The following is a 25,516-nucleotide window of genomic DNA, read 5'->3' on the forward strand; positions in this document are numbered from 1 at the left end:
CGAAGGCACCGGGTCCGCCGAACGCACGCCTACTTGATGCGGTTGCCCGCCGAGCGCAGGTGCCCGCAGGCCTCCACCACACGCGCCGCCATGCCGGCCTCGGCCAGCTTGCCCCAGGTGCGCGGGTCGTACGTCTTCTTCGAGCCGACCTCGCCGTCGACCTTCAGGACGCCGTCGTAGTTCTTGAACATGTGGTCGACCACCGGACGCGTGAACGCGTACTGCGTGTCGGTGTCGATGTTCATCTTGACCACGCCGTTCTCCAGGGCAGTGCGGATCTCCTCCTCCGAGGAGCCGGAGCCGCCGTGGAAGACGAAGTCGAACGGCTGCGCACCGGCCGGCTTGCCGTACTTCGCGGCCACGCCCTCGTTCAGCTCCTTCAGCAGCTCGGGGCGGAGCACGACGTTGCCCGGCTTGTACACGCCGTGCACGTTGCCGAAGGAGGCGGCCAGCAGGTAGCGGCCCTTCTCACCCAGGCCCAGCGCCTCGGCGGTGCGGACCGCGTCGTCGACCGTGGTGTAGAGGGAGTCGTTGATCTCGTGGGAGACGCCGTCCTCCTCGCCGCCGGTCGGGGTGATCTCGACCTCGAGGATGATCTTCGCGGCGCGGGCCTGCTCCAGCAGCTCCTGCGCGATCGCCAGGTTGTCGGCGAGGGTCTCCGCGGAGCCGTCCCACATGTGGGACTGGAACAGCGGGTTCAGCCCGGCGTCGACGCGCTTCTTGGACAGCGCGAGCAGCGGGCGTACGTACCCGTCGAGCTTGTCCTTCGGGCAGTGGTCCGTGTGCAGCGCGATGTTGACCGGGTACTTCTCGGCGACGATGTGCGCGAACTCGGCCAGGGCCACCGCGCCGGTGACCATGTCCTTGTCGTACTGGCCGCCCAGGAACTCGGCGCCACCCGTGGAGATCTGGACGATGCCGTCGCTCTCCGCCTCCGCGAAACCGCGCAGGGCCGCGTGCAGGGTCTGGGAGGACGTCACGTTGATGGCCGGGTAGGCGAACTTGCCTGCCTTCGCCCGGTCGAGCATCTCGTTGTAGACCTCGGGGGTTGCGATGGGCATCTGTCCGCTCCTTGTATGTGCGGGGTGCGTTCTGCGTGCTTACGGCCCTGACCTAGGGAGTGACGTCATCGTCGGCCCCATCTTCGCAGACAACGCCCCTGCCCACGGACACCCCGTCCAGCCTGTGGATAACGGGTCGCCTGTGGACGACGGGACGCGCGCCGCCCGGGGACGACAGAGCGCGGACGGCGCGGCGCACGCGCCCCGCGCACTCCCACTGCACCGCGCCCCGCGCGCGACGCCACCCACCCCGCGTTCCGGCCCGCGCCCCCCCGGCGGCCCGCCCGGACCACCGGGGACGCCGGCGGCTCAGTCCAGGCCCAGCTCGTCCTTCGAGAACGCGAACACGTACGGCACCCCGGCGCCCTCGCGGATCTTCTCGGCCGCGCCCGTGGCCCGGTCCACGATCGTGGCGACCGCGACCACCTCCGCGCCCGCCTCCCGCACCGCCTCGACCGCGGTGAGCGGCGAACCCCCGGTGGTGGACGTGTCCTCCACGACCAGCACCCGGCGGCCCCTGATCTCCGGGCCCTCCACGCGCCGCTGCATGCCGTGCGCCTTGGCGGCCTTGCGCACCACGAAGGCGTCCAGCCGCCGCCCGCGCGCGGCGGCGGCGTGCAGCATCGACGCCGCGACCGGGTCGGCGCCCATGGTCAGCCCGCCGACCGCGTCGAACTCGAACTCGGCGGTCAGGTCGAGCAGCACCTGGCCGACCAGCGGGGCCGCCTCGCCGTCCAGCGTGACCCGGCGCAGGTCCACGTAGTAGTCGGCTTCCAGACCCGACGAGAGGGTCACCTTGCCGTGCACCACGGCCTTGTCCTTGATCTGCTGCAGCAGCTCGCCGCGAACGTCGCTCATGGCAGCCAGCTTAAGCGCGGCGCCAGGACCAGGTGGTCGTGGCCTCCAGCGGCTCCAGCGGCGTGACCAGGCGCGGAAGGGTGTTCAGCCCGTTGGGCGGACCGGTCTGCGGCTCGACGCACACGGCGGCCTCCTGCTCGTCGTAGACGACGACCCACTTCTCCGGGCTGCTCACCGTCAGCTCCAGCAGCCCCGGCCAGTCGAGGGTGACCTCGACGCCGTCGGGCATCCCGAAGCAGTCGTCCCAGGGCCCGGGCTTCGGGTCGGTCCGGCGGCCGGTGGGCAGGTGGTCGTCGCCGCGCTCCTCCTGCCAGCCGGGCCGGAAGTCGAGCCGTACGTCCGTACCGGCCAGGTTCCGGTGGAACCACGGGTGCCAGCCGATCTGCGCCGGGAAGGAGGACGCGTACGTCTCCACCGACATGGTCAGCGTCAGCGAGTCCTCGGTCAGCGCGACGACCTGGGTGATGCGGCCGGGGTAGGGCCAGGGCTCGACGAGGTCGTACGTGATCACCGCCTCGTCCGCCGAGACGCGCGCCGTGCTCCAGGCGCCGTCGCGCGCGGTGCCGTGGATGGCGTGCGGCGGGGAGTTGAGCGGCATCCGGTGGACGGTGGCGCCGTCGCGGAACTCACCGTTCCGGATCCGGCCGCACCAGGGGACCATCGGGAAGCAGCCGAACTTGTCGCCCTGGCGCAGCAGCTCCAGACCGCCCACCCTCAGTCCGCCGACGCGGCCGCCGTTGCCGGGCTGAACGGTCGCTTCCGCGTCGCCCGCGGTCAGCGTGATGTCTTCGTTACTCACGGCACGAGGCTACTTGGCCGATCGCGGGGCCGTTCCCCGCGCCGGTCACGACCGGTGGACGGCGGTGGCTCCGCCGGGGCCCTGCGCCGTCCTTCAGCGGCGGCGGCGCAGCGCCCGGCCCACCACGATCGCCCCGGCCACCGCGAGCGCCGCCGCGGGGGCCGCCCAGCGCAGGGCGGAGCCGGCCGAGACGGTGAGCGGGGCGGGCACGGGGGCGTACCGGCCGCGCGGCGGCGCGTGGTCCACCTCCTCCGCGCTGCGTCCGATCATCGTGCGGCGCGCGTGCGCGGCCTCGGCCGGCGGTCCGGTCGTCTCGCCGAAACCGCCGGGGCCGGTGACCCCGGCCGCGCCGTCCGCCCCGGCGCCCGGGTCGCCCGCCCGCTCGTCGCCGTCGTACGTCCCGTACTCGTCGTACTCGTCCGACTCCTCCGTCTCGTCGTCGGCCGACGGGTCGAGGGAGGACGGCGGGATCTCGGCGTCGAAGACGGAGGCCCGCCCGGCGGGATCGGCGGGGTGCTGCTCGGCGGGAGCGGCCGGTTCGGCGGGGCGCTCGGTGTGAGCGGCCGAGTCGGTGGCAGCGGGTCCGGCCGGGGGCTCGCCGGAACCGGGCTCGGCCGGGGAGCCGTCCGGAGCCCCGTCGGCCGGCGCGGCCGGGGACGGTACGGGGGCGTCGTCCGCGTCCGGCGCGGCCTCGAAGTCGCCGGTCGCGAGGGGCGCGAAGTCCTCGGTGGCGAGTTCCTCCGCGGTCTCCGCTTCCGGCGCCGCTCCGGCTCCCGGCCCCGGTTCCGCCGTCTCCCCCGGCTCAGCGGCGAGGTTCTCCGCGAACCGTTCCAGCAGCCGTACGGCCGCGGTCCGCACGGCCTCCGGGTCCAGCTCGGCGACCCGGCCGTCGCCCGACGCGGCGCCCTCGACGGTGAGCGCCGCACCGCCGTCGGCCTCGCTCAGGCGCAGGGTGAGCGCGAGTTTCACCGAGCCGGTGCCGCGCGACTCGGCCGCCTCGCCCCCGAGGGCGTACGAGCCGTCGTCGCGGGCCTGCACGCGCAACGCGCCCCGGTAGGTGATGGAGGTGCCGCCGATGCGCAGCTTCAGGCGGCCGGCGACGGGTTCGGCGCCCGCGTCCCGCTGGAACCCGGGCACCGCCCGGGCGACCCGGTCGGGGTCGGCGAGGACCGCCCGCAGCCGTGGGACGGGAACCGGAACGAACACCTCGTGCTCCATGTCAGCCGACACTACCCAGTGACGGCCCGGAATACCCTTCCCCGTCGCCCGATCGTTCCCGGCCGTCCCCGACCGCCACGCGGCCCCGGCCGCCCCGGCCGCACCGTCGGCCGTTCGACCCCCGTCGCCCTCCCGCCCCCCGGCCCTCCCCGCCGTCGCCGCGTCCGTCCCGCTCCGGCTCCTCAGCCGTCGACGCCCGGCCGCACCAGTCCCGACTCGTACGCCACCACCACCGCCTGTGCGCGGCTGGCCAGGTTGAGTTTGGTCATCGTGCGGTTGAGGTGGGTCTTGACGGTGGCCTCGCTGATGAAGAGGCGGTCGGCGGCCTCGGCGTTGGTCAGGCCCCGGGCGACCAGCCGCAGCACCTCGACCTCGCGGCCGGTCAGGGCGCGCAGGTCGGCCGGCGGCTCCGCGGACGCCGGCGGGGTGTCCGCGCGTTCCGTGAACGCCTCCACCAGCCGCCGGGTGACCACCGGGGCGAACAGCGAGTCGCCGCCGTGCACGGCGGTCACCGCGGCCAGCAGGCGTTCCGGACCCGCGTCCTTGAGGAGGAACCCGGCGGCCCCGGCGCGCAGCGCGCCGTAGACGTACTCGTCCAGGTCGAAGGTGGTGAGGATGAGGATGCGGGGCGCGGGGTCCGCCGCGTCGGCGAGGATGCGCCGGGTCGCCTCGATGCCGGTCATCCCGGGCATGCGGATGTCCATGAGGATGACGTCCGGCCGGGTCTTCGCGGCCAGCGCCACCGCCTCCGCCCCGTCCGCGGCCTCGCCGACGACCTCCATTCCGGGGGCGGCGCGCAGCAGCGCGACCAGTCCGCTGCGGACGAGGAACTGGTCGTCGACCACCAGCACTCTGATCATTCCGTGACGGCGTCTCCCCGGCGTGCGCCCTGTTCCGACGTCGGAAGGGTCAGACGCACGCCGAATCCCCCCTCGCGCCGCGGGCCGACGACGATCGTCCCGCCGTAGAGCTTGGCGCGCTCGCGCATGCCGATCAACCCGTGGCCGCCGTGCCGCCGCATTCTGTCCGGATCCACCCCCTTCCCGCGCTCCCGGCCGCTGCCGTCGTCGGTGACCGACACCCGTATCTCGCCGGGGCCGTAGACGAGTTCGACGGCGGCGCTGCTGCCGGGGGCGTGCTTGAGCACGTTGGTCAGCGCCTCCTGGACGACCCGGTAGGCGCACAGCTGCACCCCGGACGGCAGCGGGCGCGGCTCGCCGCGCAGGCGCAGGTCCACCCGGACGCCCCCGGCCCGGACCCGCTCGACCATCTCCTCCAGCCGGTCGAGGCCGGGCGTCGGCTCGGTGGCGGCGCCGTCCTCCGGCGTGCCGTCCACGCCGTCCGCGCGCAGCAGACCGAGCATGCGGCGCAGCTCGGCCAGCGCCTCGCCGCTCGCGGTGCCGATGGTGGTGAGTGCGGCGCGCGCGGTGGGCGCGTCGGAGTCGAAGACGAACCGGGCGAGGCCGACCTGGACGTTGATGACGGCCATGTGGTGGGCGACCACGTCGTGCAGTTCGCGCGCGATCCGCACGCGTTCCTCGGCGACCGCGCGCCGCGCCCGTTCGGCCTGTTCGGCGCGGAGTCGTACGGTCAGCTCGGCGCTGCGGCGGGCGAGGTGGCCGAACCACCACAGGGCCAGCGGGTAGCCGATCGCCTGGCCGACGACCGACGCCAGCATGTCGGAGCGGCTGTACACCCCGGCGTAGATCCACACCCCGCCCATCACGGCCGCGCACCACGCGGTGGTCCGCGCGGGCCTCGTCGTGGCCACCATGTACAGGGCGACCATGGCGGCCGGGGTGTTGACCACGGGCCAGTTGCCGAGGGCGACGTAGAGGCTCCAGCTGAGGTGGACGCAGAGGAAGACGGCGACCGGGGCGCGGGTGCTGAGGGCGAGCGACAGATTGGTCAGGACGACGAGCACCCAGGCGTACGCGTCGAGCGGGTGCCACTCCCGGCCGGCCTCCGCGCCGATCAGGCACGCGACGGCCAGCGGCACCAGGGCCGTCAGGCCGTCGACCGCGAGGGGGTGGATCCGCACCGCCGCAGCGTAAGCCCGGTGCGCGGGCATTGGCGTCATCTTTCCGCGGTACCGCGGAAGGTGCAGGAACCGCGCGGCTACCGCGCCGGTCGGAGCCGGTTTCCACCAGGTGCGGGATGTGCGGGTGCGCGGTGCGGCCGTAGGTTCGTGGCGCGCCGGCCGCGCTGCGGAGGGGGTCCGCGTCGTCCGGCCGCGGTCCGGGGGTCCGCGGCGGAGGGAGGCCCGGCGGCCCGTTCCACCCGGGGGAGGAACGGGCCGCCGGCACGCGCACGGCGTCTGGGCGGTACGGCTGCGGTGGCGGCGACGGCGGCCGGGGCGTCACGCGGGCGGACGGAGGCGTAGCCCGGACGGCTCAGGCGTAGCGCGGGTGGACCAGGGTGGAAGGAGGCAGGCCGGGGACGCGGGTGCGCGCGGCGGCGCGGGCGTCCGCGGCGAGCGCGGCCGGGGTGATCGTGCGCGGGCGTACGGCCGTCGGGTCCAGGGCGAGGTGGGGCGGAGTGCGGGCGGCGAGGACGAAGCCCCAGTCGCGCGGGGCGCGACGGGCGCCGGTCGCCCGGTCGGGTCCGGCGGCGAAGCGGGAGGCGCGGCCGCCCACCTGGTAGGGGGCGGTACGCAGACCGGCGGCGCGGATCGTCGTCTCCGCCGTCCAGAACACGTCGGGCCGGGAGGCGACCGGCCCCGCGTGCACCGCGAGCCGCCCGCCGGGGGCCAGGACCCGGCGGACCAGGTCGTAGAACTCGCGCGAGTACAGCTTGGTGCTGGCCGTGATGCCCGGGTCGGGCAGGTCCTCGACCACCACGTCGTACGCCGCCGCGGGCAGCGTGCGCAGCCGGGTGAAGGCGTCGGCGGCGTGCACATGGACGCGCCGGTCGTCGTACACGTGTCCGTTCAGCCGGGTGAGAGCCGGGTCGGTGCGGGCCAGACGGACGACGGCCGGGTCGATCTCCACGATGTCCACCCGGTCCACGCCGGGGTGGAGCAGGACCTCGCGGGCGGCCAGGCCGTCGCCGCCGCCGAGGATCAGCACGCGCCCGTGCGCGCCGGTCATCGCGGGCCGGACGAGCGCCTCGTGGTAGCGGCGCTCGTCCTGGCTGCTGACCCGCAGCCGCCCGTCGAGGAACAGGTCCAGCGGGCGGCCGCGGGTGCCGCCGGTGACGACGATCTCCTGGACGCCGGTGCGCACCGCCACGCGCACGTCGTCGCCGTACACCGCGCGGCGGGCCGCCTCTTCGAAGGCGCCGGAGCCGGCGGCGGCCGTGGCGAGCAGGCCGAGCACGACGAGGTTGGCGGCGAGCAGCAGCCGGCGTCCGCGCGGGGTGAGGTCGCGGCGGAACAGGCCGAGGACGAGGGCGCCGCCGGCCAGGACGTTGACCGCGCCGGTGAGCAGGGCGCCGGTGAGCTGGCCGCACAGCGGCAGCAGCAGGAAGGGGAAGGCGAGGCCGCCGACGAGCGCGCCCACGTAGTCGGCGGCGAACAGGTCGGCGACGGCGCCGCCCGCGTCCTGGCGGCGGATGCGCTGGATCAGCTCCATCAGCAGCGGCACCTCGGCCCCGATCAGGAGGCCGATGGCGAGCGAGAAGGCGACCAGCAGACAGCGCGGCGCGGCCACCCACAGGCCGCCCCAGCCGCCGGTCCAGGCGAAGACGGCGTAGAGCGCCATGGCGCTGCACCCGCCGACCAGGGCGAGCGTCGCCTCGATCGCGCCGAAGCCGATGGCGGCGTGCCGGCGCAGCCGCTTGGCGCCGAGCGAGCCGATGCCCATGGCGAACACCATCACGGACAGCACGACGGAGGCCTGGGTGACCGAGTCGCCCATCAGGTACGAGGCGAGGGCGACCAGTTCGAGTTCGTACACCAGTCCGCAGGCCGCACAGACGAAGACACCGGCGAGGACGAGGAACCGGCCGGTTCCCGGCCGGACGGGCAGCCGGACGAGCAGCGGCTCGGGAAGGCCGCGCGGGGGCGCCGGGCGGGGCGGGGCCGGGGCGTGCGGTTCGATCACGACTGCGACGTTACGTCACGGGCGCACCACGCATCGTCACCCACACGTGTGGAAACGGAAGGGTCGGCGCATCCGTGTCCGGACCGGCTCAGTTGACGGGCAGCGGCGCGGGACGGCGCGCCCCCACCCGGGTGCGGGTGGCCACCAACTGGCTGTCCTGCGGGTAGGCGTGCCAGGTGCGCCAGTGCACCTGGCCCTCCCGGCGCTGCGCCAGCATGGCGGTGAACGCGTGCGGGCTGCCCGGGAAGACGCCGGCCAGGCCGTGCGGGTGGTCGCAGACGAGGGCCAGCAGTTCCTGCGCGCGCCCGGCGAAGGAGCCCGGCGACAACTCCTCGACGCGCGCGGCGAACTGGTACTCCCAGTCGCCGGCCCGCTTGGCGACGCCGAGCGGCAGGGGCGTGCTGGACCCGGGGATGCACGCCACCGTCTCCGAGCAGATGCCCCGCTCCTCCTCCAGGAGGACCTGATGGGACGCGCCGAGGAGTCTCAACTGCAGTTTGGAGCCACCCAGTTCGAGGTCGAGCGTGGCCAGCGCGGGCAGCGGCTCGCGGCCCAGCGCCCAGGCGAGGTCGGCCGCGCGTGTGTCGGTGTAGGAGGTGTTCAGGGTCGTGAGCATGGATCGGCTCCGCTAGCACGCTTAAGAAAAGGGGTCTCAGGAGGCCGGCGCACCCCGGACGGCACGGGGGGACGGCCCGGTCAGCCCAGTTCAGAAAGGGTGTGAGCAGGATGTCCTGGGGGCTGCGTCGGCGAATTAGAGGGAACCACGAACGGCGGGGCCGCCACAGCGTTTTTACCCAACTTCGTGGGGTTTCCATCCCTCAGAGGGCCTGTCAGCTCAACTGTTCAACTACTGCGTACGCCAGGGCGCACGCAACGGCGCACTCCTCGGCTCACACCGGAACGGATCTGGGGGACGACCTTCCGGTTGCCGGCCGAACGCCGTTGCGCGGAGAGGCCGTTGACATCGGATGGCGGAACGTCCCCCACGGTCGCCGTCCTGGCCGTGTCCGCATCCCCCTACGCCGACCACATCGCCGCCCGACGACCGAGCCCGACTCCAGGCGACCGACGGCCGACACCGGCTTCGGGCGACCGAGATCGCCTCCGGGCGACCGACGGCCGAGTCCGGCCTCCGTCAGCTGCCGCCGCCGCAACCGCCCCCGCACGACGAACCGCCGCCGCAGGACGAACCGCCGCCGCACGAGGAGTGGCCGCCGCAGGAGGAGTGCCCCCCACAGGAGTGACCGCCGTGGTGATGACCGCCGTGGTGGCCGCCGGACGACGAACCGCTGTCGCCCGACGCCCACCATCCGGCGCCCCCGCCGCCGCCCGCTCCCCCGCTGTAGGCCCGCGTCCGCCGCCCCTTGGTCATCCGGACCGGACGGCCGCCGCGCGCCTTCCGCCGCGCCCCGCGCACCACGCCGGTCAGGAACAGCACCGCGACCACGGCCAGGACTATGAGGAAGCTCATGGCGTCACGCTCCTTCCGCTCCCCCGGGGCAGACCCCCCGGGAACGCCCCCCGTGGGCGCTACGCACGCTGCGTGCCCCGGATATCCCCGGCCACCGAGCGGGCCAAAGCACACTTGAGGAACTCCAGAGCTTCGGCGCAGGATGGCCCGCATGACCTCCAGCGCACGTCCGCTCCTCAACCGCCGGCTCGCCGAGTTCGGGACGACGATCTTCGCCGAGATGTCCGCCCTGGCCGCGGCCACCGGTGCGATCAACCTCGGCCAGGGCTTCCCCGACACCGATGGCCCCGAGGCGATCCGGGAGGCGGCGGTGCGGGCGCTGCGCGACGGGCGCGGCAACCAGTACCCGCCGGGCCCCGGCGTCCCCGAGCTGCGCACGGCCGTCGCCGCCCACCAGCTGCGGCGCTACGGCCTGTCCTACGACCCGGACACGGAGGTGCTGGTCACGGCGGGCGCCACCGAGGCGATCGCGGCCGCGCTGCTGGCCCTGGTGGAGCCGGGCGACGAGGTGGTCGCCCTGGAGCCGTACTACGACTCCTACGCGGCCTGCATCGCCATGGCCGGTGGCCGGCGGGTGCCGGTGACGCTGCGGCCGCACGAGGGCGCGTTCCGGCTGGACCTGGACGAGCTGCGCGCGGCGGTGACCGACCGGACCCGGCTGCTGCTGCTCAACACCCCGCACAACCCGACCGGCGCGGTCCTCACCCGCGAGGAGCTGACGGCGGTCGCCGAGCTGGCCGTCGAGCGCGATCTGCTGGTGGTCACCGACGAGGTGTACGAGCACCTGGTCTTCGACGACGCGGAGCACGTCCCGCTCGCCACGTTGCCCGGCATGCGCGACCGCACGGTCACGGTGGGGTCGGCGGGGAAGACCTTCTCGTTCACCGGCTGGAAGGTCGGCTGGATCACCGCGACGCCCGGCCTGGTCACGGCGGTGCGCTCGGCCAAGCAGTTCCTGACGTACGTGGCCTCGGGCCCGTTCCAGTACGCGGTGGCCGAGGCGCTCGCGCTGCCCGAGTCGTACTTCGCCGCTTTCCGCGAGGACATGCGGGCCCGGCGGGAGGTGCTGGCGGCGGGCCTGGCGGAGGCGGGCTTCGGCGTCTTCAAGCCGGCCGGCACGTACTTCGTCACCACCGACATCCGCCCCCTGGGCGAGAGCGACGGCTTCGCCTTCTGCCGCTCCCTGCCCGAACGCGCGGGCGTGGTCGCCATTCCCAACGCGGTCTTCTACGACCACCGAGCCGAGGGCGCCCCCTACGTCCGCTTCGCCTTCTGCAAACAGATCCCGGTCCTGGAGGAGGCGGCGAGCCGGCTGAAGGCCCTGGCGGGCTGAACCAGGGACCCGGTGAGCGGGCCCGTCGCCTCGGGCGGTGCGGACGCGTCGCCCCCAGGCCGGCGCGGGCACGTCGCCCACAGGCTGTGGACGAACGCGTCGCCGCACAGGCCCCCCGTGGCCGGACGCCGTCCTCGCCGGCTACCCCGCACCGCTCCGTACCGCCCCGCTCCCCGCGCACGGCGAGAGCCCGGCCCCGCACGGCCACCGTGGTGGTCCGTGCCCCGGCCGGGCTCTCGTTCGCCTGCGGCGGCCTGTGGGACGCCGCCGTGGGCGCGGACTACTCCTCGCCGTCCTCCGGCTTGTCCGCCTCGTCGATCTCCTCCTCCAGGCCGAGCTGCTCGACCAGCCAGCGGTCGAACTCCAGCGCGGCGCGCACCCAGCTGACGGTGGAGGAGACGAAGTGCTCCAGGCTCACCCCCGTGCCGATCAGCATCTGGGCCTCGCCGATGAGGCGGACGGCGCCGTCATCGTGGGTGTGGGTGTAGACCTTGGGCCACAGGGTGCGGCGGTTCCAGTCGTCGATGGCCTCCAGCAGCTGGGGCTTGTCGTCGATCTTGTGCGGCCGGTCGTAGAACGTCCGCACCGAGAAGACCTGCTGGTCGCCCTCGCCGCGGAACATGAAGTACGTGCGGAACTGCTCCCACGGCGCGACGAGGTCACCCTCCTCGTCGACGAGGTGCTTGAGCTCCATCTGGTCCAGGAGCTGCTTCACAAGGTCCTGATCCGGGACGACGGGGCCCGCCGGTCCTTGGGGCTGCGGCTCGGGCTGGCCCCCGAAGTTCGGAATCGAGGACGGGTCGATGCTCACCGTGTTTTTCCCTTCGTACGGATCCCGCCATCCTCCCCCATCCGGGGAGGGGCGTGGCAAGCCCCGGCGGCCCCTGTCAGCCGTGGGCTGACACGATCCGGTCACCCGGGCGGCCGCCAGTCGAGTACCCGCCCCGACCCGGTCCTGACACGCCGCGCCGCGATCCGCGCGGGCCGCGACCCGAACGGACCACGGCCCCCTCCCCCGCGCACCGGGGATGGGGGCCGTGCCGCACGGCGGCGGCGCGTGGAGCGCCTCCGCCGTGCCGTCGCAGCAGGGCGGCCAGCGGCCTGGGGGCCGTGCCGCCCGCGCCGTACCGCCGCACGGGCGACCGCCGCACGGGGGAGCCCGCCGCACGGGCGACCGCCAGACGGGGGGAGCCCGCCGGACGGGGGCCGTCCGTACGGGTGGCCGCCCGCGTCGGCTACAGCGTCTTGCCCGTAGCCGGCCCCACCAGCAGGCCCTCGCCGAAGCGGTCCACCCGGACCGTGTCGCCGTCCTTGATCTCGCCGGCCAGGATCTCCTTGGCGAGGCGGTCGCCGATGGCCGTCTGGACCAGGCGGCGCAGCGGACGGGCGCCGTAGGCCGGATCCATGCCCTCGTCGGCGAGCCAGGCCAGCGCCTCCGGGGTGACCTCCAGCGTCAGGCGCCGTTCCGCGAGCCGCTTGGCGAGGCGGTCGATGGCGAGCTTCGCGATCCGGCTCAGTTCCTCCTTGGTGAGGGCCGAGAAGACCACCAGGTCGTCCAGCCGGTTGAGGAACTCCGGCTTGAACGAGGCGCGGACGACCTCCAGGACCTGCTCCTTCTTCTCCTCCTCGCTGGTGATCGGGTCGATCAGGAACTGGCTGCCCAGGTTGGAGGTGAGGATCAGGATGGTGTTGCGGAAGTCGACCGTGCGGCCCTGCCCGTCGGTGAGCCGGCCGTCGTCCAGTACCTGGAGCAGGATGTCGAAGACCTCCGGGTGGGCCTTCTCCACCTCGTCCAGCAGCACCACGCTGTACGGCCGCCGCCGGACCGCCTCGGTGAGCTGGCCGCCCTCCTCGTAGCCGACGTAGCCGGGCGGGGCGCCGACCAGGCGGGCCACGCTGTGCTTCTCGCTGTACTCCGACATGTCGATGCGCACCATCGCCCGCTCGTCGTCGAACAGGAAGTCCGCGAGCGCCTTGGCCAGCTCCGTCTTGCCCACGCCCGTCGGGCCGAGGAAGAGGAAGGAGCCGGTGGGCCGGTCGGGGTCGGCGATGCCGGCGCGGGAGCGGCGCACCGCGTCGGAGACCGCGCGCACGGCCTCGCCCTGGCCGATCAGCCGCTTGCCGATCTCGTCCTCCATGCGCAGCAGCTTCTGCGTCTCGCCCTCCAGCAGGCGGCCGGCCGGGATGCCGGTCCAGGAGGCGACGACGTCGGCGATGTCGTCGGGGCCGACCTCCTCCTTGACCATGGTGTCCTTGGCGGCCTCCTCCTCGGCGCGCGAGGCGGCCTCCAGTTCCTTCTCCAGGTCCGGGATCTCGCCGTACAGCAGCTTGGAGGCGGTGTCGAAGTCGCCGTCGCGCTGGGCGCGTTCGGCCTGGCCGCGCAGGTCGTCCAGCTTCTCCTTCAGCTCGCCGACCCGGTTGAGGGACTGCTTCTCCTTCTCCCAGCGGGCGGTCAGGCCGCGCAGCTCCTCCTCCTTGTCGGCGAGGTCGCGGCGCAGCTTCTCCAGCCGCTCGCGGGAGGCGGCGTCGGTCTCCTTGTCGAGCGCCAGCTCCTCCATCCGCAGCCGGTCCACGGCGCGCTGGAGCTCGTCGATCTCCACGGGCGAGGAGTCGATCTCCATCCGCAGCCGGGAGGCGGCCTCGTCGACGAGGTCGATCGCCTTGTCGGGCAGGAAGCGGGAGGTGATGTAGCGGTCGGACAGGGTCGCGGCGGCCACCAGCGCGGAGTCGTTGATCTGCACCTTGTGGTGCGCCTCGTAGCGGCCCTTGAGTCCGCGCAGGATCGCGATGGAGTCCTCCACGCTGGGCTCGGCGACCAGCACCTGCTGGAAGCGGCGCTCCAGGGCCGGGTCCTTCTCGATCCGCTCGCGGTACTCGTCCAAAGTGGTCGCGCCGACCATGCGCAGCTCGCCGCGGGCCAGCATCGGCTTGAGCATGTTGCCCGCGTCCATCGCGGAGTCGCCGCCGGCGCCCGCGCCGACGACCGTGTGCAGCTCGTCGATGAAGGTGATGATCTGCCCGTCGGACTCCTTGATCTCCGCCAGGACGGTCTTCAGCCGCTCCTCGAACTCGCCGCGGTACTTCGCACCCGCGACCATCGCCCCGAGGTCGAGGGCGACCAGCCGCTTGTCCTTCAGGGACTCGGGCACGTCGCCCTTGACGATCCGCTGGGCGAGCCCCTCGACGACGGCGGTCTTGCCGACGCCGGGCTCGCCGATGAGGACCGGGTTGTTCTTCGTGCGCCGCGACAGCACCTGCACGACGCGGCGGATCTCCTGGTCCCGGCCGATGACCGGGTCCAGCTTCCCCTCGCGCGCCGCCGCGGTGAAGTCGGTGCCGAACTTCTCCAGGGCCTTGTACTGGCCCTCGGGGTCGGGTGTGGTCACCCGGCGCCCTCCCCTCGCCTTCTGGAACGCCTCTTGCAGTCTCTTCGCACTGGCGCCCTGCCGCTCCAGCACCTCGCCGGCCGCGCCGCCCTTCGCGGCGATGCCGAGGAGCAGGTGCTCGGTGGACAGGTACTCGTCGCCCAGGTCCTTCGCGCGGCTCTGCGCGTCCGCGATCACCGCCAGCAGCTCACGGCCCGGCTGCGGCGGCGCCACGGTGGAGCCGGTCACGCTCGGCAGGGACGCGAGGACGCGCTCGACGCCCGCGCGGACCGACGCCTGGTCGGCGTCGACGGCGGACAGCAGGTCGATGATGTTCTCGTTGTCCTGCCCCTCCAGCAGCGCGAGGAGCAGGTGGGCCGGGGTCAGGTCGGGGTGCCCCCCGGTCACGGCCCGGTTGCCGGCGGCCTGAATGGCGTCCCGGCTCCTGTTGGTCAGCTCGGCGTCCACGGTCGCTTCTCTCCTCCTCGGCGTCGGCGGTCTGCCAGGTCCCGCGTCACGTCTTCCTCTGCCACGTCCCCCGTGCTGACTCGGTGAACGTGCACAAAGTTGAGTCTATTCCACTCAAGATGGTTCCGGGAGCCCTGTTTTCGGGGGAGGACGGCACCGGCCGGGCTCTCGCGTCCGGACCGGACAGGTTCCGCGCCCCGGGCCGGTCACGCCCACCCGTCCCCGGTTGGCTAGGTTCCGTCCATGGCCACCACTCCGTACGCCCAGGACCCGGGCGATCCCGACGCGCCGTACCTCAGCTTCTGGCGGGAGCGGCACGTGTGCACGCTGACCACGCTCCGCCCCGACGGCACCCCGCACGTCGTCCCGGTCGGGGTCACCTACGACCCCGGGGCGCGGCTGGCCCGGGTGATCTCCAGCGGGACGAGTGCGAAGGTGCGCCATGTGCGGGCGGCAGGCTCCGACGGGGCGCCGGTGGCCGTGTGCCAGGTGGACGGCCGGCGGTGGGCGACGCTGGAGGGACGCGCGTACGTCCGGGACGAGCCGGAGCGCGTGGCCGAGGCGGAGCGCCGTTACACCGAGCGCTACCAGAGGTCCCCGAGGCCGAATCCGGCCCGTGTGGTGATCGAGATCCAACTGACCCGGGCGCTGGGGCGCGGCTGAGGAGAACGGCCCGAAAGAGCTGTTTCCGGCCACAGGCCGGGGCGGGTGATATCCGCGCGAAGCGCACAAATTACAGCGGCGTCACCGTGTTCAGGTCACGGTGACGCCGCTGCGGGGGGAAGCACCTGAGCGATCTGTTACGACGGGGGAATCGCGTCAGGCACTGCGGGGGGTGGCTGAGATGGTCCTGATGTCGGCGGGTTCCGGCGCCACCTGCCGGTGGTCCCGCTGATCCAGGTTCACGAAGATCATTCCGTACCGGATGGCACACCGCACGGGCTTCGGCGCCCCGCGGGGCCGGCGCAGGCACCGGAAGGCCCGCACGTCTCCGTCCTCGTCCCGGGTGACGACGACCGGCTCACCGAAGACGGTCACCATCAACGAGTCACCACTGTGGGGGATGGCGGTGACAAGGTCGATGAAGTGCCATCCGGAGCGGTAGGCGGTGGCCATCTCGCGACGGAAGGATCGGTCGTCGGGTGGTGTGGTCACGTCAGCTCCCGGTTACGCCCGTCGCGACATCGGCACCATCGGCGAGCCCGGAACTCGCCGCCACCGCCGGCCAGCTGGTGTTCGCCCGAACATCGCCTTTCGCACCGGAGAGGCCACTCAGCGCACCAAGGGCTGCAACGGCGGAGAAGGCGGCGACAAGCACCGAGCGAAGCAGTCTGTTACGCATAATCGGCTTCGTCCTCACTTGAAGATCCCCTTTTCCCCCGTCAGGTACGACGATGGCTCATTCAGGCACGTCATGGCCACCCAAACGGTGCATCATGTTCCTGCATGTTCAGGAGCCTGGGGGGTGGAGATTTGGCTACGAATCAAACAAATGGGACACACCCCCATTCGTTGAACGAGGTGTGTGAAGAGGGCAGCCGCCTGTACGCGGCCGCTCTGCGGGCGGGACGCATCAGCCGCGCCGACGCCGAGCCGGCCCCGTGCCTGCTGGAATCCGCCCTGCTCCACCCCGATCCGGACGATCCCGACTGGCTGCGCCCGCTGCCGCCGGCGGTCGCACTGGCCCGGCGGCTCAACCCCATCGAGCGCGAGATCGCCCAGCGCCGGCGGCTCGCCATGGACATCGCCGACACCTTCGAGCAGTTCCTGGCCTTCAGCAGCGAATCGGCCGCCGGCAGCGACTCCATCTCGGTCCTGGAGGGCGGCGAGCGGATCAACGCGGCGCTCAACCTGGCCACGGCCCAGTGCCGGACCGAGGTGCTCACCGTCCAGCCGAGCGACCGGATGTCCGAACGCAGTCTGCTGCTGGGGCTGGAGCGCGACAGGCCGTTGATCGAACGCGGGGTGCGGATCCGGACGCTGTACCAGCACACCGCCCGCTACAGCCAGGAGAAGCTGGCCTACGCCGCGCAGCTGTCCGACGGCAAGGTCGAGTACCGGTCCATCGACGAGCTGGTGGAACGGCTGATCATCTGCGACGAGACCGTCGCCTTCATTCCCACTCGCGACGACCAGCAGGTCGCGCTGGAGCTGCGCCACCCGGGGCTGGTCCGCTACCTGATCAAGGTCTTCGAGTTCATGTGGAGCCGCGCGGTGCCGCTGAGCGCCGGCGCGCCCTACGAGACCGCCGCCGACGGCATCACGGAGATCCAGCACTCCATCGCGAAACTCCTGGTGGAGGGCCATGTCGACGAGGCCATCGCGCGCCGCCTGGGCATGAACGTCCGCACCTGCCGGGCGCACATCGCCAAGCTGGCCTCGGCCCTGGGCAGCGGCAGCCGGGCGCAGCTCGGCTATCTCATCGCGCAGTCGGGGATCCTGGAGCAGGCGAACTGAATCCGATCGGAGAAGCTGGGTGAGCCCGGCACCGCACACCGAGCACGGCCCGGAAGACCTCTGCGCCGCGGGAGCGGCCCTGTACGAACGGGCCCTGCGCGAGGGGAGGGTGGCCGCCGGGGAGTGCGCCGAGGCCCCCTGCCTGGCCGATCACGGTCTCCTCCAGCCGGCCGACGACGACGCGCGCCTTCTGGTGCCGACCGCCCCCACCGCCGCCCTGCACCGGCTGCTCCGGGTCTCCGGCGAGCGCATCGCGCGGGAGAGACGGCGCGAGGAGCGGCTGACGAGGATGTTCGAGCCGCTGCTGAAGGCCTCCGCCCTCTCCGGCGTCGCGCCGGACGCGCCGGGCGTCACCGTGCTCCACGACAAGGAGCGCATCGGCCGCACGATTGCGGAAGCAATGACCGACGCCACGGAGGTCCTGGCGATCCAGCCCCGGACCAGTCACATCGGCCCCTCCCCCCACTTCCACGCCGAGGCCATGGACCGCGACCAGGCCCTGCTGGACCGCGGTGGCCGGATACGCGCCCTCTACCAGCACACCCTGCGCCACGCCCCCACCGTCGTCGCCCGCTACGAACGGCTGCGCGGCGACGTGGAGGCCCGCACGCTGGACGAGGTGCCCGAGCGGCTGATCGTCATCGACCGCGCGCTCGCCTACGTCCCGGCCGACACGGACCGCAACCTGGCGCTGGAGATCCGCATCCCCGCGCTGGTCACGTATCTCGTGACCGTGTTCGACCGGCTGTGGCGCCTGGCCACCCCGATGTACCCCGAGGCGGCCCACCGACCGGCCCCCGACGGCGTCACCCCCCGCCAGCACGCCATCGCCGCCCTCCTCGTCGAAGGGCACACCGACGCCGTCATCGCCGACCGCCTCGGCATGAACGTCCGCACCGCCCGCGAGCACATCGCGAAACTCGCCGCCACCCTCGGCAGCACCAGCCGCGCCCAACTCGGCTATCTCATCGGGCGGTCCGGGATCCTCGACCCGGAGCGCTGACCGCGGACGCGCCGTCGGCGCCCGGCGGGCCGTCCAGGCCCGCCTGTGCGATCCGCACGCCCAGCTGCGTACGGCTGGCCGCGCCGAGCGTCTCCGACAGCCGGGCGATGTGCGCCCGGCAGGTGCGTACGCTGATCCCCAGCCGCTCGGCGATCACCGCGTCCTGGTGGCCCTCGGCCAGCAGCGCGGCGATGGACCGCTCCCGGTGCGAGATGCCCTCGATACCGGTGTCGGGCAGCGGCGCGGTCAGCGGGATCGCCAGCCGCCACAGCCGTTCGAAGACCGTCACCAGGTACTCCACCAGCGCCGGGTGGCGCAGTTCCAGCGCCATGGTGCGGTCGGCGTTGGCGGGGACGAAGGCGACCGTGCGGTCGAACAGGATCAGCCGGTCGATCACCTCGTCCAGCGTGCGCGCCTCGACCGCGTCGCCCATCAGCTCCAGATAGTTGAGCAGGCCCTGCCCGTGCCGGGCCACGTGCGTGTACAGGTCGCGCATGCGCACGCCCCGGCCGCGCAGCGCCAGCGCCCGGGGCAGGCCCTCCGACAGCTCGTGCTCGCGCCGGATGCCGCCGGGCTGGACGGTCAGCACCTCGGTGCGGCACGCCTCGGTCGCCTCGTCCATGGCCGCCTGGATGCGGGAGAGGCCGTCCAGGACGCGTATCGCACTGCCCTCTCCGGCGGCGGGCGCCTGCACCTGGCGGCCGAGGCCGGCGTAGCGCTCGTAGGCGGCCACCGCCGAGCCGACCCGCCGGTGGCTCGCGCTCACCTCGTCGTACATCCCGCGCAGCAGCCGGGTCATGACCTCCTGCGGCGCGGTGGGCACCAGGAAGTCCATGTCGTCCGGGTCCGGGTGCAGCAGCGCCAGCTCCAGCAGGCAGGGCACCGGTTCGGCGTCCCGGCGCGGCACCCGGCCGCGGCGCACGGCCCGTGAGTACACCCGCTCCCCGACGTCGCACAGTCGGTCGGCACCGTGTGGGTGCTCCTGGGTCCCGTGCCCGGCCATGGCCCGTCACACCCCCGGTCTCCGCGTCTTTCCGCAGCGCAACTATGCGCGGCCCGGACCGGCTGTGCAACACGGCTCCCCCGGGGGCGGGCGCCCGTATGCCCCGGTGTCATCCGGTATGTACGGGCCTCCGTGGAGTGCCTTGCAACAACCTGACCAGGAAAAGACGGGCGGGCGCCGGCCCGGGCCGAAAGGCCGCGCGCGGAAGGGGTCCGCGCCGGGCTACTTGAGGCCCGCCGCCGCACACGCCGAGCGGTACGCCGCCGTGCAGATGTCGGAGGTCTTGTAGATGCCGTCGGCGATCACCGTGTCCTTGATGTTCGACTTGGTCAGGGCGACCACCGGCACCAGCTGGGCCGGGATGTTCCTGGTGGTCGGGCTGGTGACCTTGTCCCGGGTCAGGGAGTCGAACTGGATGTCCTTGCCCTGCACCTTGGCGACGGCCATCTCGGCGGCGTTCTCCGCCTCCGTCGGGTAGGACTTGTAGACGCTCATGTACTGGTCGTCGGCGAGGATGCGCTGCACGGCGTCGAGTTCGGCGTCCTGGCCGGTGATCGGCGGCAGCTTGGTGACGCCCGCGGCGTGCAGGGCCTTGATGATGCCGCCCGCCATGCCGTCGTTGGCCGAGTAGACGCCGTCGATGTCGCTGCGGCCGATCGCCTTGATCGCCTCGGCCATGTTGGCCTGGGCGTTCTCCGGCTTCCAGTCCTTGGTGTCGTAGGACTTGACGATCGTCACCTTGCCGGTCAGCTGGGCGAGCGCGCCCTCCTTGAACTGCTTGGCGTTCGGGTCGGTGGGCGAGCCGTTCATCATGACGATCTTGGCGGCGCCGGTGGAGCCCACCGCGTCCAGCAGCGAGCGGCCCTGCACCTCGCCGACCAGCTCGTTGTCGAAGGAGATGTACGCGTCGATCGGGCCCTCGGCGAGCCGGTCGTAGGCGATGACGGGGATGCCCGCGTCCCTGGCCTTCTTCACCTGGTCGGCGATGGCGTGCGCGTCCACGGCGTCGAGCAGGATGACGTCCATCCGGTCGTCGATCATCTTCTGCATCTGCTCGGCCTGCTTGGTCGCGCTCGCCCCGGCGTTGGCGTACTCGACCACGCCCTGCTTGTTGGTCAGCTCGGCGACCTTGCTCTTGATGATCGGCGCGTCGAACTTGTCGTAGCGCGTGTTCGCCGTCTCCGGCAGCAGCAGGCCCACCTTGACGTCGTTGCCCTTGGAGGGGCTCGCCTGGCTGCTGCCCGACCCGCCGAGCGCCCCGCAGGCGGCCAGCGAGAGGGACAGCGTGGACGCGGCCACGGCTATGGCGATACGGCGCATCGAGGTGCTCACTTCTGGTGCCTTCCGGACGAGGACGCAGCATTGCGACCCAGGTGACTGAAAAGCCAACGCGGCAGGCGGTACCGGCGTCAAGCCGTCCCGCTTAACGAGATGACAACACCCGTTCCGCTTGCCTGTGAAAACCTCGCGAAGCCTTGCGCAATCCGCCTTCAAACGTCCTTTACCGACCCCTCACTCCAGGCCCGCGCCCGGGCCCCGGCCCCCCTGCCCGGATGCGGAATCAGGACCTCGTCCCCCGTGGCGAAGTGATGACGAAGTGAAGATGGACCACACACGGACCGGAAGCGAAGACGAGTGCACCGCGAGACGCCGGGGGAGAGCAGGACCGGCCACCGAGCGGTCATCACCTCTGTTCCGTCACGCCGGTTCACCGTACGCACCCGGGCCGGCGTCCTTCGCCTGTTCCACCCGGTCCCCCCCACAGCGCCGTCGCCGGCGCCCTCGGCGCCCTCGGCGCGGCCGCCGCCTGGATCGGCGCCCGTCGCCGCCGCGCGCCGCGCGCCCGACCCCCGGCCACGCGAAGAGGGGCCCGGAATCCTCCGGGCCCCTCTTCGCTCCGGCCGTGTACGGGTCGGCTCGCCGCCGGTCTCAGTCCGGCTGCTGCTGCCGCTTGGGCCGCCACACCACCAGCGCGCTGGTCTGCTGGACCTCCTGGTAGGGGACCAGATCCCGGCGGTAGGAGGCGTGGACGGCGGCCTCGCGCTGACGCATCGTGGCCGCGGCACCCTCCAGGGCCGACTGGAGCTCCGCGACCCGGGACTGGAGGGCGGCGACCTGGTTCTCCAGTTCGATGATCCGCTTGATGCCGGCCAGGTTGATGCCCTCGTCCTGCGACAACTGCTGCACCTGGCGGAGCAGTTCGATGTCACGGGCCGAGTAGCGGCGGCCCCGCCCGGCGGTGCGGTCGGGGGACACCAGGCCCAGCCGGTCGTACTGACGGAGGGTCTGCGGGTGCAGTCCGGACAGCTGCGCCGCCACGGAGATGACGTACACCGGTGTGTCTTCCGTCAGTTCGTACGGGTTACGACGGCGGCCGTCCATCTCCCTCATGCTCCCTTCGCGGCCTCGAACAGCTCCGCCCGCGGGTCCTCGCCCGCGGTCGCCTCGCGATACGCCTCCAGCGCGTCACGAGCCTTCCCCGACACGTCCTTCGGAACACTCACCTCGACGGTGACCAGCAGATCGCCCCGGGAGCCGTCCTTGCGGACCGCGCCCTTGCCGCGGGCCCGCATCGTCCGCCCGTTGGGCGTGCCGGCGGGCAGCTTCAGCGTCACCGGCGGCCCGCCGAGCGTGGGCACCCGCACCTCCCCGCCGAGCGCGGCCTCGTCGAACGTGACCGGCACGGTGACCGTGAGGTTGTCGCCCTTGCGGCCGAAGACCGGGTGCTCACCGACGTGCACCACCACGTACAGATCGCCCGCCGGGCCGCCGCGCTCGCCCGGCGCGCCCTTGCCGCGCAGCCGGATGCGCTGCCCGTCGGACACCCCCGCCGGGATGCGGACCTGCATCGTCCGGGACGACTTGGCGCGCCCGGAGCCCTTGCAGACCTCGCACGGGTGCTCCGCGATCAGCCCGCGGCCCTTGCAGTCCGGGCACGGGTCGGTCAGCGAGAACCCGCCGCCCGAACCGCGCGCCACCTGCCCGGTGCCGACGCAGGTCGGGCACACACGTGGTGTGCCGTTCGCGTCGCCGGTGCCCGAACAGGCCTTGCAGGGCTGCTGGCTGGACATGCGCAGCGGGACCGTGGCCCCTTCGATCGCCTCGGTGAAGCTCAGCGTGACCTCGGACTCGATGTCCTGGCCGCGCCGCGGCTGCGTCCGCGCGCCCGCGCCGGCGCCGCCCCGGTTGAACAGACCCCCGAAGACGTCGCCGAGCCCGCCGCCGAAGCCGCCCTGGCCGCCCCCGCCCTGGGCGCCCCCGAAGAGGTCGCCCAGGTCGAAGTTGAACGAGCCGCCGCCCGGACCCGGGCGGAAACCGCCGCTGCCGAACAGGGCGCGGGCCTCGTCGTACTCCTTGCGCTTCTTGGGGTCGCCCAGGACGTCGTTCGCCTCGGAGATCTCCTTGAAACGTTCCTCCGCCTTGGCGTTGCCCTTGTTGGCGTCCGGGTGGAACTCGCGGGCGAGCTTCCGGTACGCCTTCTTGATCTCGGCCTCGGTCGCGTCCTTGGGGACGCCGAGGACCTTGTAGTAGTCCTTCTCGATGAAGTCCTTGGTGCTCATCCCCGACGTCCCTCCTCTCGTGCGTCGCCTGCTATCGCGTCAGCCCTCCTCCGGGCCACCGCTGTCCTTGTCCTCGGCCTGCTCGGCGGCCTTCTCCGCACCGGCCTCGTCCGCGGACTTGACGGTCTGCGCGCCGGGCTGCGGCTCGGCCACGGCCACCCGCGCGGGGCGGATGGTGCGCTCGCCGATCCGGTACCCGGGCTGCAGGATGGCCACGCACGTCGTCTCGGTGACGTCCGGCGCGTAGCTGTGCATCAGCGCCTCGTGGATCGTCGGGTCGAAGGGCTCGCCCTCCTTGCCGAACTGCTGCAGCCCCATCTTGGCGGCCACGGTCTCCAGCGACTCGGCGACGGACTTGAAACCGCCCACCAGTTCGCCGTGTTCCCGGGCGCGCCCGATGTCGTCGAGCACGGGCAGGAGCTCGGTCAGGAGGTTCGCGATGGCGATCTCCTTGACCGCGATCCGGTCCCGCTCGACCCGGCGCCGGTAGTTCTGGTACTCGGCCTGGAGCCGCTGGAGGTCCGCGGTGCGCTCGCCGAGCGCGGTGCGCACCTGGTCCAGCTGCGCCGTCAGGCCGGCCTTCTCGCTCGCGTCCCCGGCCGGGGCCGCCCCCTCCTCGGAGGAGGCGGCCTTCGGCTCGGCGTCGTCAGGGGTGGCGCCGGAGGGGACGTCGGGCTTCTCGTCAAAACCCGGGGTCTCCTCCGTCACGCGGCACCGTCCTTGCGCTCGTCGTCGACGATCTCGGCGTCCACCACGTCGTCGTCGGCCTTCGCCTGGCCGGCGCCCGCGTCACCGGCACCGCCGGCGGCCTGCGCGCCCTGGGCGTCGGCGTACATGGCCTGGCCGAGCTTCTGGGAGACGGCGGCGACCTTCTCCGTGGCGGTGCGGATCTCGGCGCTGTCCTCGCCCTTGAGCTTCTCCTTCAGCTCGGCGACGGCCTCCTCGACCTCGGTCTTGACCTCGCCGGGGACCTTGTCCTCGTTGTCCTTGAGGAACTTCTCGGTCTGGTAGACGAGCTGCTCGCCCTGGTTGCGGGTCTCGGCGGCCTCGCGGCGGCGGTGGTCCTCCTCCGCGTACTGCTCGGCCTCCTGGCGCATGCGGTCGACCTCGTCCTTCGGCAGCGAGGAGCCGCCGGTGACGGTCATCTTCTGCTCCTTGCCCGTGCCCAGGTCCTTCGCGGTCACGTGCATGATGCCGTTGGCGTCGATGTCGAAGGAGACCTCGATCTGCGGGACGCCGCGCGGCGCCGGCGGCAGACCGGTCAGCTCGAACATGCCGAGCTTCTTGTTGTACGCGGCGATCTCGCGCTCACCCTGGTAGACCTGGATCTGCACCGACGGCTGGTTGTCCTCGGCCGTGGTGAAGATCTCCGAGCGCTTGGTCGGGATCGTGGTGTTGCGCTCGATCAGCTTGGTCATGATGCCGCCCTTGGTCTCGATGCCGAGGGACAGCGGGGTGACGTCGAGCAGCAGGACGTCCTTGACCTCGCCCTTGAGGACACCGGCCTGGAGCGAGGCGCCGATGGCGACGACCTCGTCCGGGTTGACGCCCTTGTTGGCCTCCTTGCCGCCGGTCAGCTCCTTGACGAGCTCGGCGACGGCGGGCATACGGGTCGAGCCGCCGACGAGGACGACGTGGTCGATCTCGTTGATCGAGATGCCGGCGTCCTTGATGACGTTGTGGAACGGCGTCTTGCAGCGCTCCAGGAGGTCCGCGGTCAGCTGCTGGAACTGGGCGCGGGTGAGCTTCTCGTCCAGGTGCAGCGGGCCCTCGGCGGACGCCGTGATGTAGGGCAGGTTGATCGAGGTCTCGGTGGACGAGGACAGCTCGATCTTCGCCTTCTCGGCGGCCTCGCGCAGCCGCTGGAGGGCCATCTTGTCCTTGGACAGGTCCACGCCGTGGCCGGACTGGAACTGCTTGACCAGGTAGTCGACGACGCGCTGGTCCCAGTCGTCGCCGCCGAGGTGGTTGTCGCCGTTGGTGGCCTTCACCTCGACGACGCCGTCGCCGATCTCCAGCAGGGACACGTCGAAGGTGCCGCCGCCGAGGTCGAAGACGAGGATCGTCTGGTCGTCCTTGTCGAGGCCGTACGCCAGGGCGGCGGCGGTCGGCTCGTTGACGATGCGCAGCACGTTCAGACCGGCGATCTCGCCGGCCTCCTTGGTGGCCTGGCGCTCGGCGTCGTTGAAGTACGCCGGGACGGTGATGACCGCGTCGGTCACCTTCTCGCCCAGGTAGGCCTCCGCGTCCCGCTTCAGCTTCTGCAGCACGAAGGCGCTGATCTGCTGGGGGTTGAAGTCCTTGCCGTCGAGGTTGATCTTCCAGTCGGTGCCCATGTGGCGCTTGACCGACCGGATGGTCCTGTCGACGTTGGTGACCGCCTGACGCTTGGCCACCTCGCCGACCAGCACCTCGCCGTTCTTGGCGAAGGCGACGACGGACGGCGTGGTCCTGGCGCCCTCGGCGTTGGTGATGACGGTGGGCTCGCCGCCCTCCAGAACGCTGACGACGGAGTTAGTCGTGCCCAGGTCGATGCCGACCGCACGTGCCATGGTGAATTCCTCCAGCTGACTTGAGTGGAACTGACTCAAGTGTGCCCCACGCCCGACAACGGGTCAAGAGACCTGAGTGGAGGAGGCTCAACTCTTATCCATCCCTTACACGCAACGACTCCCTGAGCTGCGAGGACGCGGACTGCTGGGGCGGCGATGCGGGCGCCTGCCCCCGGGAGGCGGGCGGGACGCGCATCCCGCGCGCGTCCGCACCGGGGCCGCGAGGAGCCCCCAGGGCACCCGTCCCGCCGGGCGCCCTCCGCCCCTTGGCCGGCGTCTCGGGTTCTGCCCGGTCGCGGGCGCCGTATGCCCCGAAAGGGGACAT

22 protein-coding genes are annotated in these 25,516 nt (G+C 72.6%); 4 read left to right on the forward strand and 18 right to left on the reverse strand.

Features of this window, described 5'->3' with window-relative positions; translation table 11 throughout:
• Nucleotides 1-29: 29 nt before the first annotated feature.
• From fbaA to AB0N63_RS02985, 9 genes are all read right to left on the reverse strand, one after another.
• Nucleotides 30-1,061, reverse strand: coding sequence for a class II fructose-bisphosphate aldolase (fbaA, locus tag AB0N63_RS02945; RefSeq protein WP_365523236.1), 1,032 nt, complete (start codon nucleotides 1,059-1,061; stop codon nucleotides 30-32).
• Nucleotides 1,062-1,370: 309 nt separating this feature from the next.
• The gene (pyrE, locus tag AB0N63_RS02950; protein WP_009189763.1) at nucleotides 1,371-1,919 is read right to left on the reverse strand and encodes an orotate phosphoribosyltransferase; all 549 of its coding nucleotides are present in this window, start codon (nucleotides 1,917-1,919) and stop codon (nucleotides 1,371-1,373) included.
• Nucleotides 1,920-1,929: 10 nt separating this feature from the next.
• Nucleotides 1,930-2,718 carry an aldose 1-epimerase gene (locus AB0N63_RS02955; protein ID WP_365523239.1) on the reverse strand — a complete coding sequence of 263 codons (789 nt, stop codon included), beginning with the start codon at nucleotides 2,716-2,718 and terminating at the stop codon, nucleotides 1,930-1,932.
• A gap of 93 nt (nucleotides 2,719-2,811) precedes the next feature.
• On the reverse strand, nucleotides 2,812-3,936 hold the full coding sequence (locus tag AB0N63_RS02960) for an SRPBCC domain-containing protein (protein WP_365523242.1): 1,125 nt from the start codon (nucleotides 3,934-3,936) through the stop codon (nucleotides 2,812-2,814).
• A gap of 182 nt (nucleotides 3,937-4,118) precedes the next feature.
• On the reverse strand, nucleotides 4,119-4,796 hold the full coding sequence (locus AB0N63_RS02965; protein ID WP_365523244.1) for a response regulator transcription factor: 678 nt from the start codon (nucleotides 4,794-4,796) through the stop codon (nucleotides 4,119-4,121).
• The gene (locus AB0N63_RS02970) at nucleotides 4,793-5,977 is read right to left on the reverse strand and encodes a sensor histidine kinase (RefSeq protein WP_365523247.1); all 1,185 of its coding nucleotides are present in this window, start codon (nucleotides 5,975-5,977) and stop codon (nucleotides 4,793-4,795) included. Before AB0N63_RS02970 ends, AB0N63_RS02965 begins: the two co-directional genes overlap by 4 nt.
• A gap of 352 nt (nucleotides 5,978-6,329) precedes the next feature.
• On the reverse strand, nucleotides 6,330-7,979 hold the full coding sequence (locus tag AB0N63_RS02975) for a polyamine aminopropyltransferase (RefSeq protein ID WP_365523250.1): 1,650 nt from the start codon (nucleotides 7,977-7,979) through the stop codon (nucleotides 6,330-6,332).
• 88 nt (nucleotides 7,980-8,067) lie between these two features.
• Nucleotides 8,068-8,595: a DUF2617 family protein gene (locus AB0N63_RS02980; protein WP_365523253.1), complete on the reverse strand. Its 528-nt coding sequence runs from the start codon at nucleotides 8,593-8,595 to the stop codon at nucleotides 8,068-8,070.
• A 519-nt stretch (nucleotides 8,596-9,114) separates the two neighbouring features.
• Nucleotides 9,115-9,450, reverse strand: coding sequence for a hypothetical protein (locus AB0N63_RS02985; RefSeq protein WP_365523256.1), 336 nt, complete (start codon nucleotides 9,448-9,450; stop codon nucleotides 9,115-9,117).
• A gap of 142 nt (nucleotides 9,451-9,592) precedes the next feature.
• Here AB0N63_RS02985 and AB0N63_RS02990 point away from each other — a divergent pair, with 142 nt between their 5' ends.
• Entirely contained in the window at nucleotides 9,593-10,783 is a 1,191-nt protein-coding gene (locus tag AB0N63_RS02990) for a pyridoxal phosphate-dependent aminotransferase (RefSeq protein WP_365523259.1), read from the forward strand.
• A gap of 280 nt (nucleotides 10,784-11,063) precedes the next feature.
• Here AB0N63_RS02990 and AB0N63_RS02995 read toward each other — a convergent pair whose 3' ends face one another.
• Nucleotides 11,064-11,594, reverse strand: coding sequence for a YbjN domain-containing protein (locus AB0N63_RS02995; RefSeq protein WP_164585800.1), 531 nt, complete (start codon nucleotides 11,592-11,594; stop codon nucleotides 11,064-11,066).
• A 424-nt stretch (nucleotides 11,595-12,018) separates the two neighbouring features.
• Nucleotides 12,019-14,616 (reverse strand): ATP-dependent chaperone ClpB, encoded by a 2,598-nt coding sequence (gene clpB / locus AB0N63_RS03000; protein WP_365523263.1) that lies wholly within the window; start codon nucleotides 14,614-14,616, stop codon nucleotides 12,019-12,021.
• Between the two features lie 243 nt (nucleotides 14,617-14,859).
• Here clpB and AB0N63_RS03005 point away from each other — a divergent pair, with 243 nt between their 5' ends.
• A complete protein-coding gene (locus AB0N63_RS03005; protein ID WP_365523266.1) occupies nucleotides 14,860-15,279 on the forward strand; it encodes a TIGR03618 family F420-dependent PPOX class oxidoreductase in 420 nt (139 codons plus the stop codon).
• Nucleotides 15,280-15,435: 156 nt separating this feature from the next.
• On the opposite strand, the gene AB0N63_RS03010 is transcribed toward AB0N63_RS03005, so the two are convergent.
• Entirely contained in the window at nucleotides 15,436-15,771 is a 336-nt protein-coding gene (locus tag AB0N63_RS03010; protein ID WP_009189747.1) for a hypothetical protein, read from the reverse strand.
• Between the two features lie 291 nt (nucleotides 15,772-16,062).
• On the opposite strand from AB0N63_RS03010, the gene AB0N63_RS03015 reads away from it, so the two are divergent.
• Both AB0N63_RS03015 and AB0N63_RS03020 read left to right on the forward strand, forming a co-directional pair.
• Complete coding sequence (locus AB0N63_RS03015; protein WP_365523269.1) at nucleotides 16,063-17,073, forward strand: helix-turn-helix transcriptional regulator; 1,011 nt, start codon at nucleotides 16,063-16,065, stop codon at nucleotides 17,071-17,073.
• Between the two features lie 19 nt (nucleotides 17,074-17,092).
• Complete coding sequence (locus AB0N63_RS03020) at nucleotides 17,093-18,076, forward strand: helix-turn-helix transcriptional regulator (RefSeq protein ID WP_365523272.1); 984 nt, start codon at nucleotides 17,093-17,095, stop codon at nucleotides 18,074-18,076.
• On the opposite strand, the gene AB0N63_RS03025 is transcribed toward AB0N63_RS03020, so the two are convergent.
• The 6 genes from AB0N63_RS03025 to dnaK all read right to left on the reverse strand — a co-directional run bounded on the left by AB0N63_RS03025 (nucleotide 18,039) and on the right by dnaK (nucleotide 25,191).
• Nucleotides 18,039-19,079 (reverse strand): LuxR C-terminal-related transcriptional regulator, encoded by a 1,041-nt coding sequence (locus tag AB0N63_RS03025; RefSeq protein ID WP_365523275.1) that lies wholly within the window; start codon nucleotides 19,077-19,079, stop codon nucleotides 18,039-18,041. The two genes, AB0N63_RS03020 and AB0N63_RS03025, sit on opposite strands and share 38 nt — an antisense overlap.
• Before the next feature lie 222 nt (nucleotides 19,080-19,301).
• Entirely contained in the window at nucleotides 19,302-20,399 is a 1,098-nt protein-coding gene (locus tag AB0N63_RS03030; RefSeq protein ID WP_365523800.1) for a substrate-binding domain-containing protein, read from the reverse strand.
• Nucleotides 20,400-21,008: 609 nt separating this feature from the next.
• Nucleotides 21,009-21,461, reverse strand: a complete 453-nt coding sequence (locus tag AB0N63_RS03035; protein WP_365523803.1) for a helix-turn-helix domain-containing protein — start codon at nucleotides 21,459-21,461, stop codon at nucleotides 21,009-21,011.
• 5 nt (nucleotides 21,462-21,466) lie between these two features.
• On the reverse strand, nucleotides 21,467-22,639 hold the full coding sequence (gene dnaJ / locus AB0N63_RS03040; protein ID WP_365523278.1) for a molecular chaperone DnaJ: 1,173 nt from the start codon (nucleotides 22,637-22,639) through the stop codon (nucleotides 21,467-21,469).
• Between the two features lie 39 nt (nucleotides 22,640-22,678).
• Nucleotides 22,679-23,347 (reverse strand): nucleotide exchange factor GrpE, encoded by a 669-nt coding sequence (grpE, locus tag AB0N63_RS03045; RefSeq protein WP_365523281.1) that lies wholly within the window; start codon nucleotides 23,345-23,347, stop codon nucleotides 22,679-22,681.
• Entirely contained in the window at nucleotides 23,344-25,191 is a 1,848-nt protein-coding gene (gene dnaK / locus AB0N63_RS03050; protein ID WP_019983315.1) for a molecular chaperone DnaK, read from the reverse strand. The genes grpE and dnaK overlap by 4 nt, the downstream gene beginning before the upstream one ends.
• Nucleotides 25,192-25,516: the final 325 nt, after the last annotated feature.

Origin of the sequence: Streptomyces sp. NPDC093260 (assembly GCF_040683715.1) — a bacterium.
In the GTDB taxonomy this organism is placed as follows: Bacteria; Actinomycetota; Actinomycetes; order Streptomycetales; family Streptomycetaceae; genus Streptomyces; species Streptomyces sennicomposti.

What these genes read in the sequence shown, in the direction of transcription:
- fbaA (WP_365523236.1), bottom strand. Translation starts at nt 1,061, where the DNA reads ATGCCCATCGCAACCCCCGAGGTCTACAACGAGATGCTCGACCGGGCG.
- pyrE (WP_009189763.1), bottom strand. Translation starts at nt 1,919, where the DNA reads ATGAGCGACGTTCGCGGCGAGCTGCTGCAGCAGATCAAGGACAAGGCC.
- AB0N63_RS02960 (WP_365523242.1), bottom strand. Translation starts at nt 3,936, where the DNA reads ATGGAGCACGAGGTGTTCGTTCCGGTTCCCGTCCCACGGCTGCGGGCG.
- AB0N63_RS02965 (WP_365523244.1), bottom strand. Translation starts at nt 4,796, where the DNA reads ATGATCAGAGTGCTGGTGGTCGACGACCAGTTCCTCGTCCGCAGCGGA.
- AB0N63_RS02980 (WP_365523253.1), bottom strand. Translation starts at nt 8,595, where the DNA reads ATGCTCACGACCCTGAACACCTCCTACACCGACACACGCGCGGCCGAC.
- AB0N63_RS02985 (WP_365523256.1), bottom strand. Translation starts at nt 9,450, where the DNA reads ATGAGCTTCCTCATAGTCCTGGCCGTGGTCGCGGTGCTGTTCCTGACC.
- AB0N63_RS02990 (WP_365523259.1), top strand. Translation starts at nt 9,593, where the DNA reads ATGGCCCGCATGACCTCCAGCGCACGTCCGCTCCTCAACCGCCGGCTC.
- AB0N63_RS03005 (WP_365523266.1), top strand. Translation starts at nt 14,860, where the DNA reads ATGGCCACCACTCCGTACGCCCAGGACCCGGGCGATCCCGACGCGCCG.
- AB0N63_RS03015 (WP_365523269.1), top strand. Translation starts at nt 16,063, where the DNA reads ATGTTCAGGAGCCTGGGGGGTGGAGATTTGGCTACGAATCAAACAAAT.
- AB0N63_RS03025 (WP_365523275.1), bottom strand. Translation starts at nt 19,079, where the DNA reads ATGGCCGGGCACGGGACCCAGGAGCACCCACACGGTGCCGACCGACTG.
- AB0N63_RS03030 (WP_365523800.1), bottom strand. Translation starts at nt 20,399, where the DNA reads ATGCGCCGTATCGCCATAGCCGTGGCCGCGTCCACGCTGTCCCTCTCG.
- AB0N63_RS03035 (WP_365523803.1), bottom strand. Translation starts at nt 21,461, where the DNA reads ATGGACGGCCGCCGTCGTAACCCGTACGAACTGACGGAAGACACACCG.
- dnaJ (WP_365523278.1), bottom strand. Translation starts at nt 22,639, where the DNA reads ATGAGCACCAAGGACTTCATCGAGAAGGACTACTACAAGGTCCTCGGC.
- dnaK (WP_019983315.1), bottom strand. Translation starts at nt 25,191, where the DNA reads ATGGCACGTGCGGTCGGCATCGACCTGGGCACGACTAACTCCGTCGTC.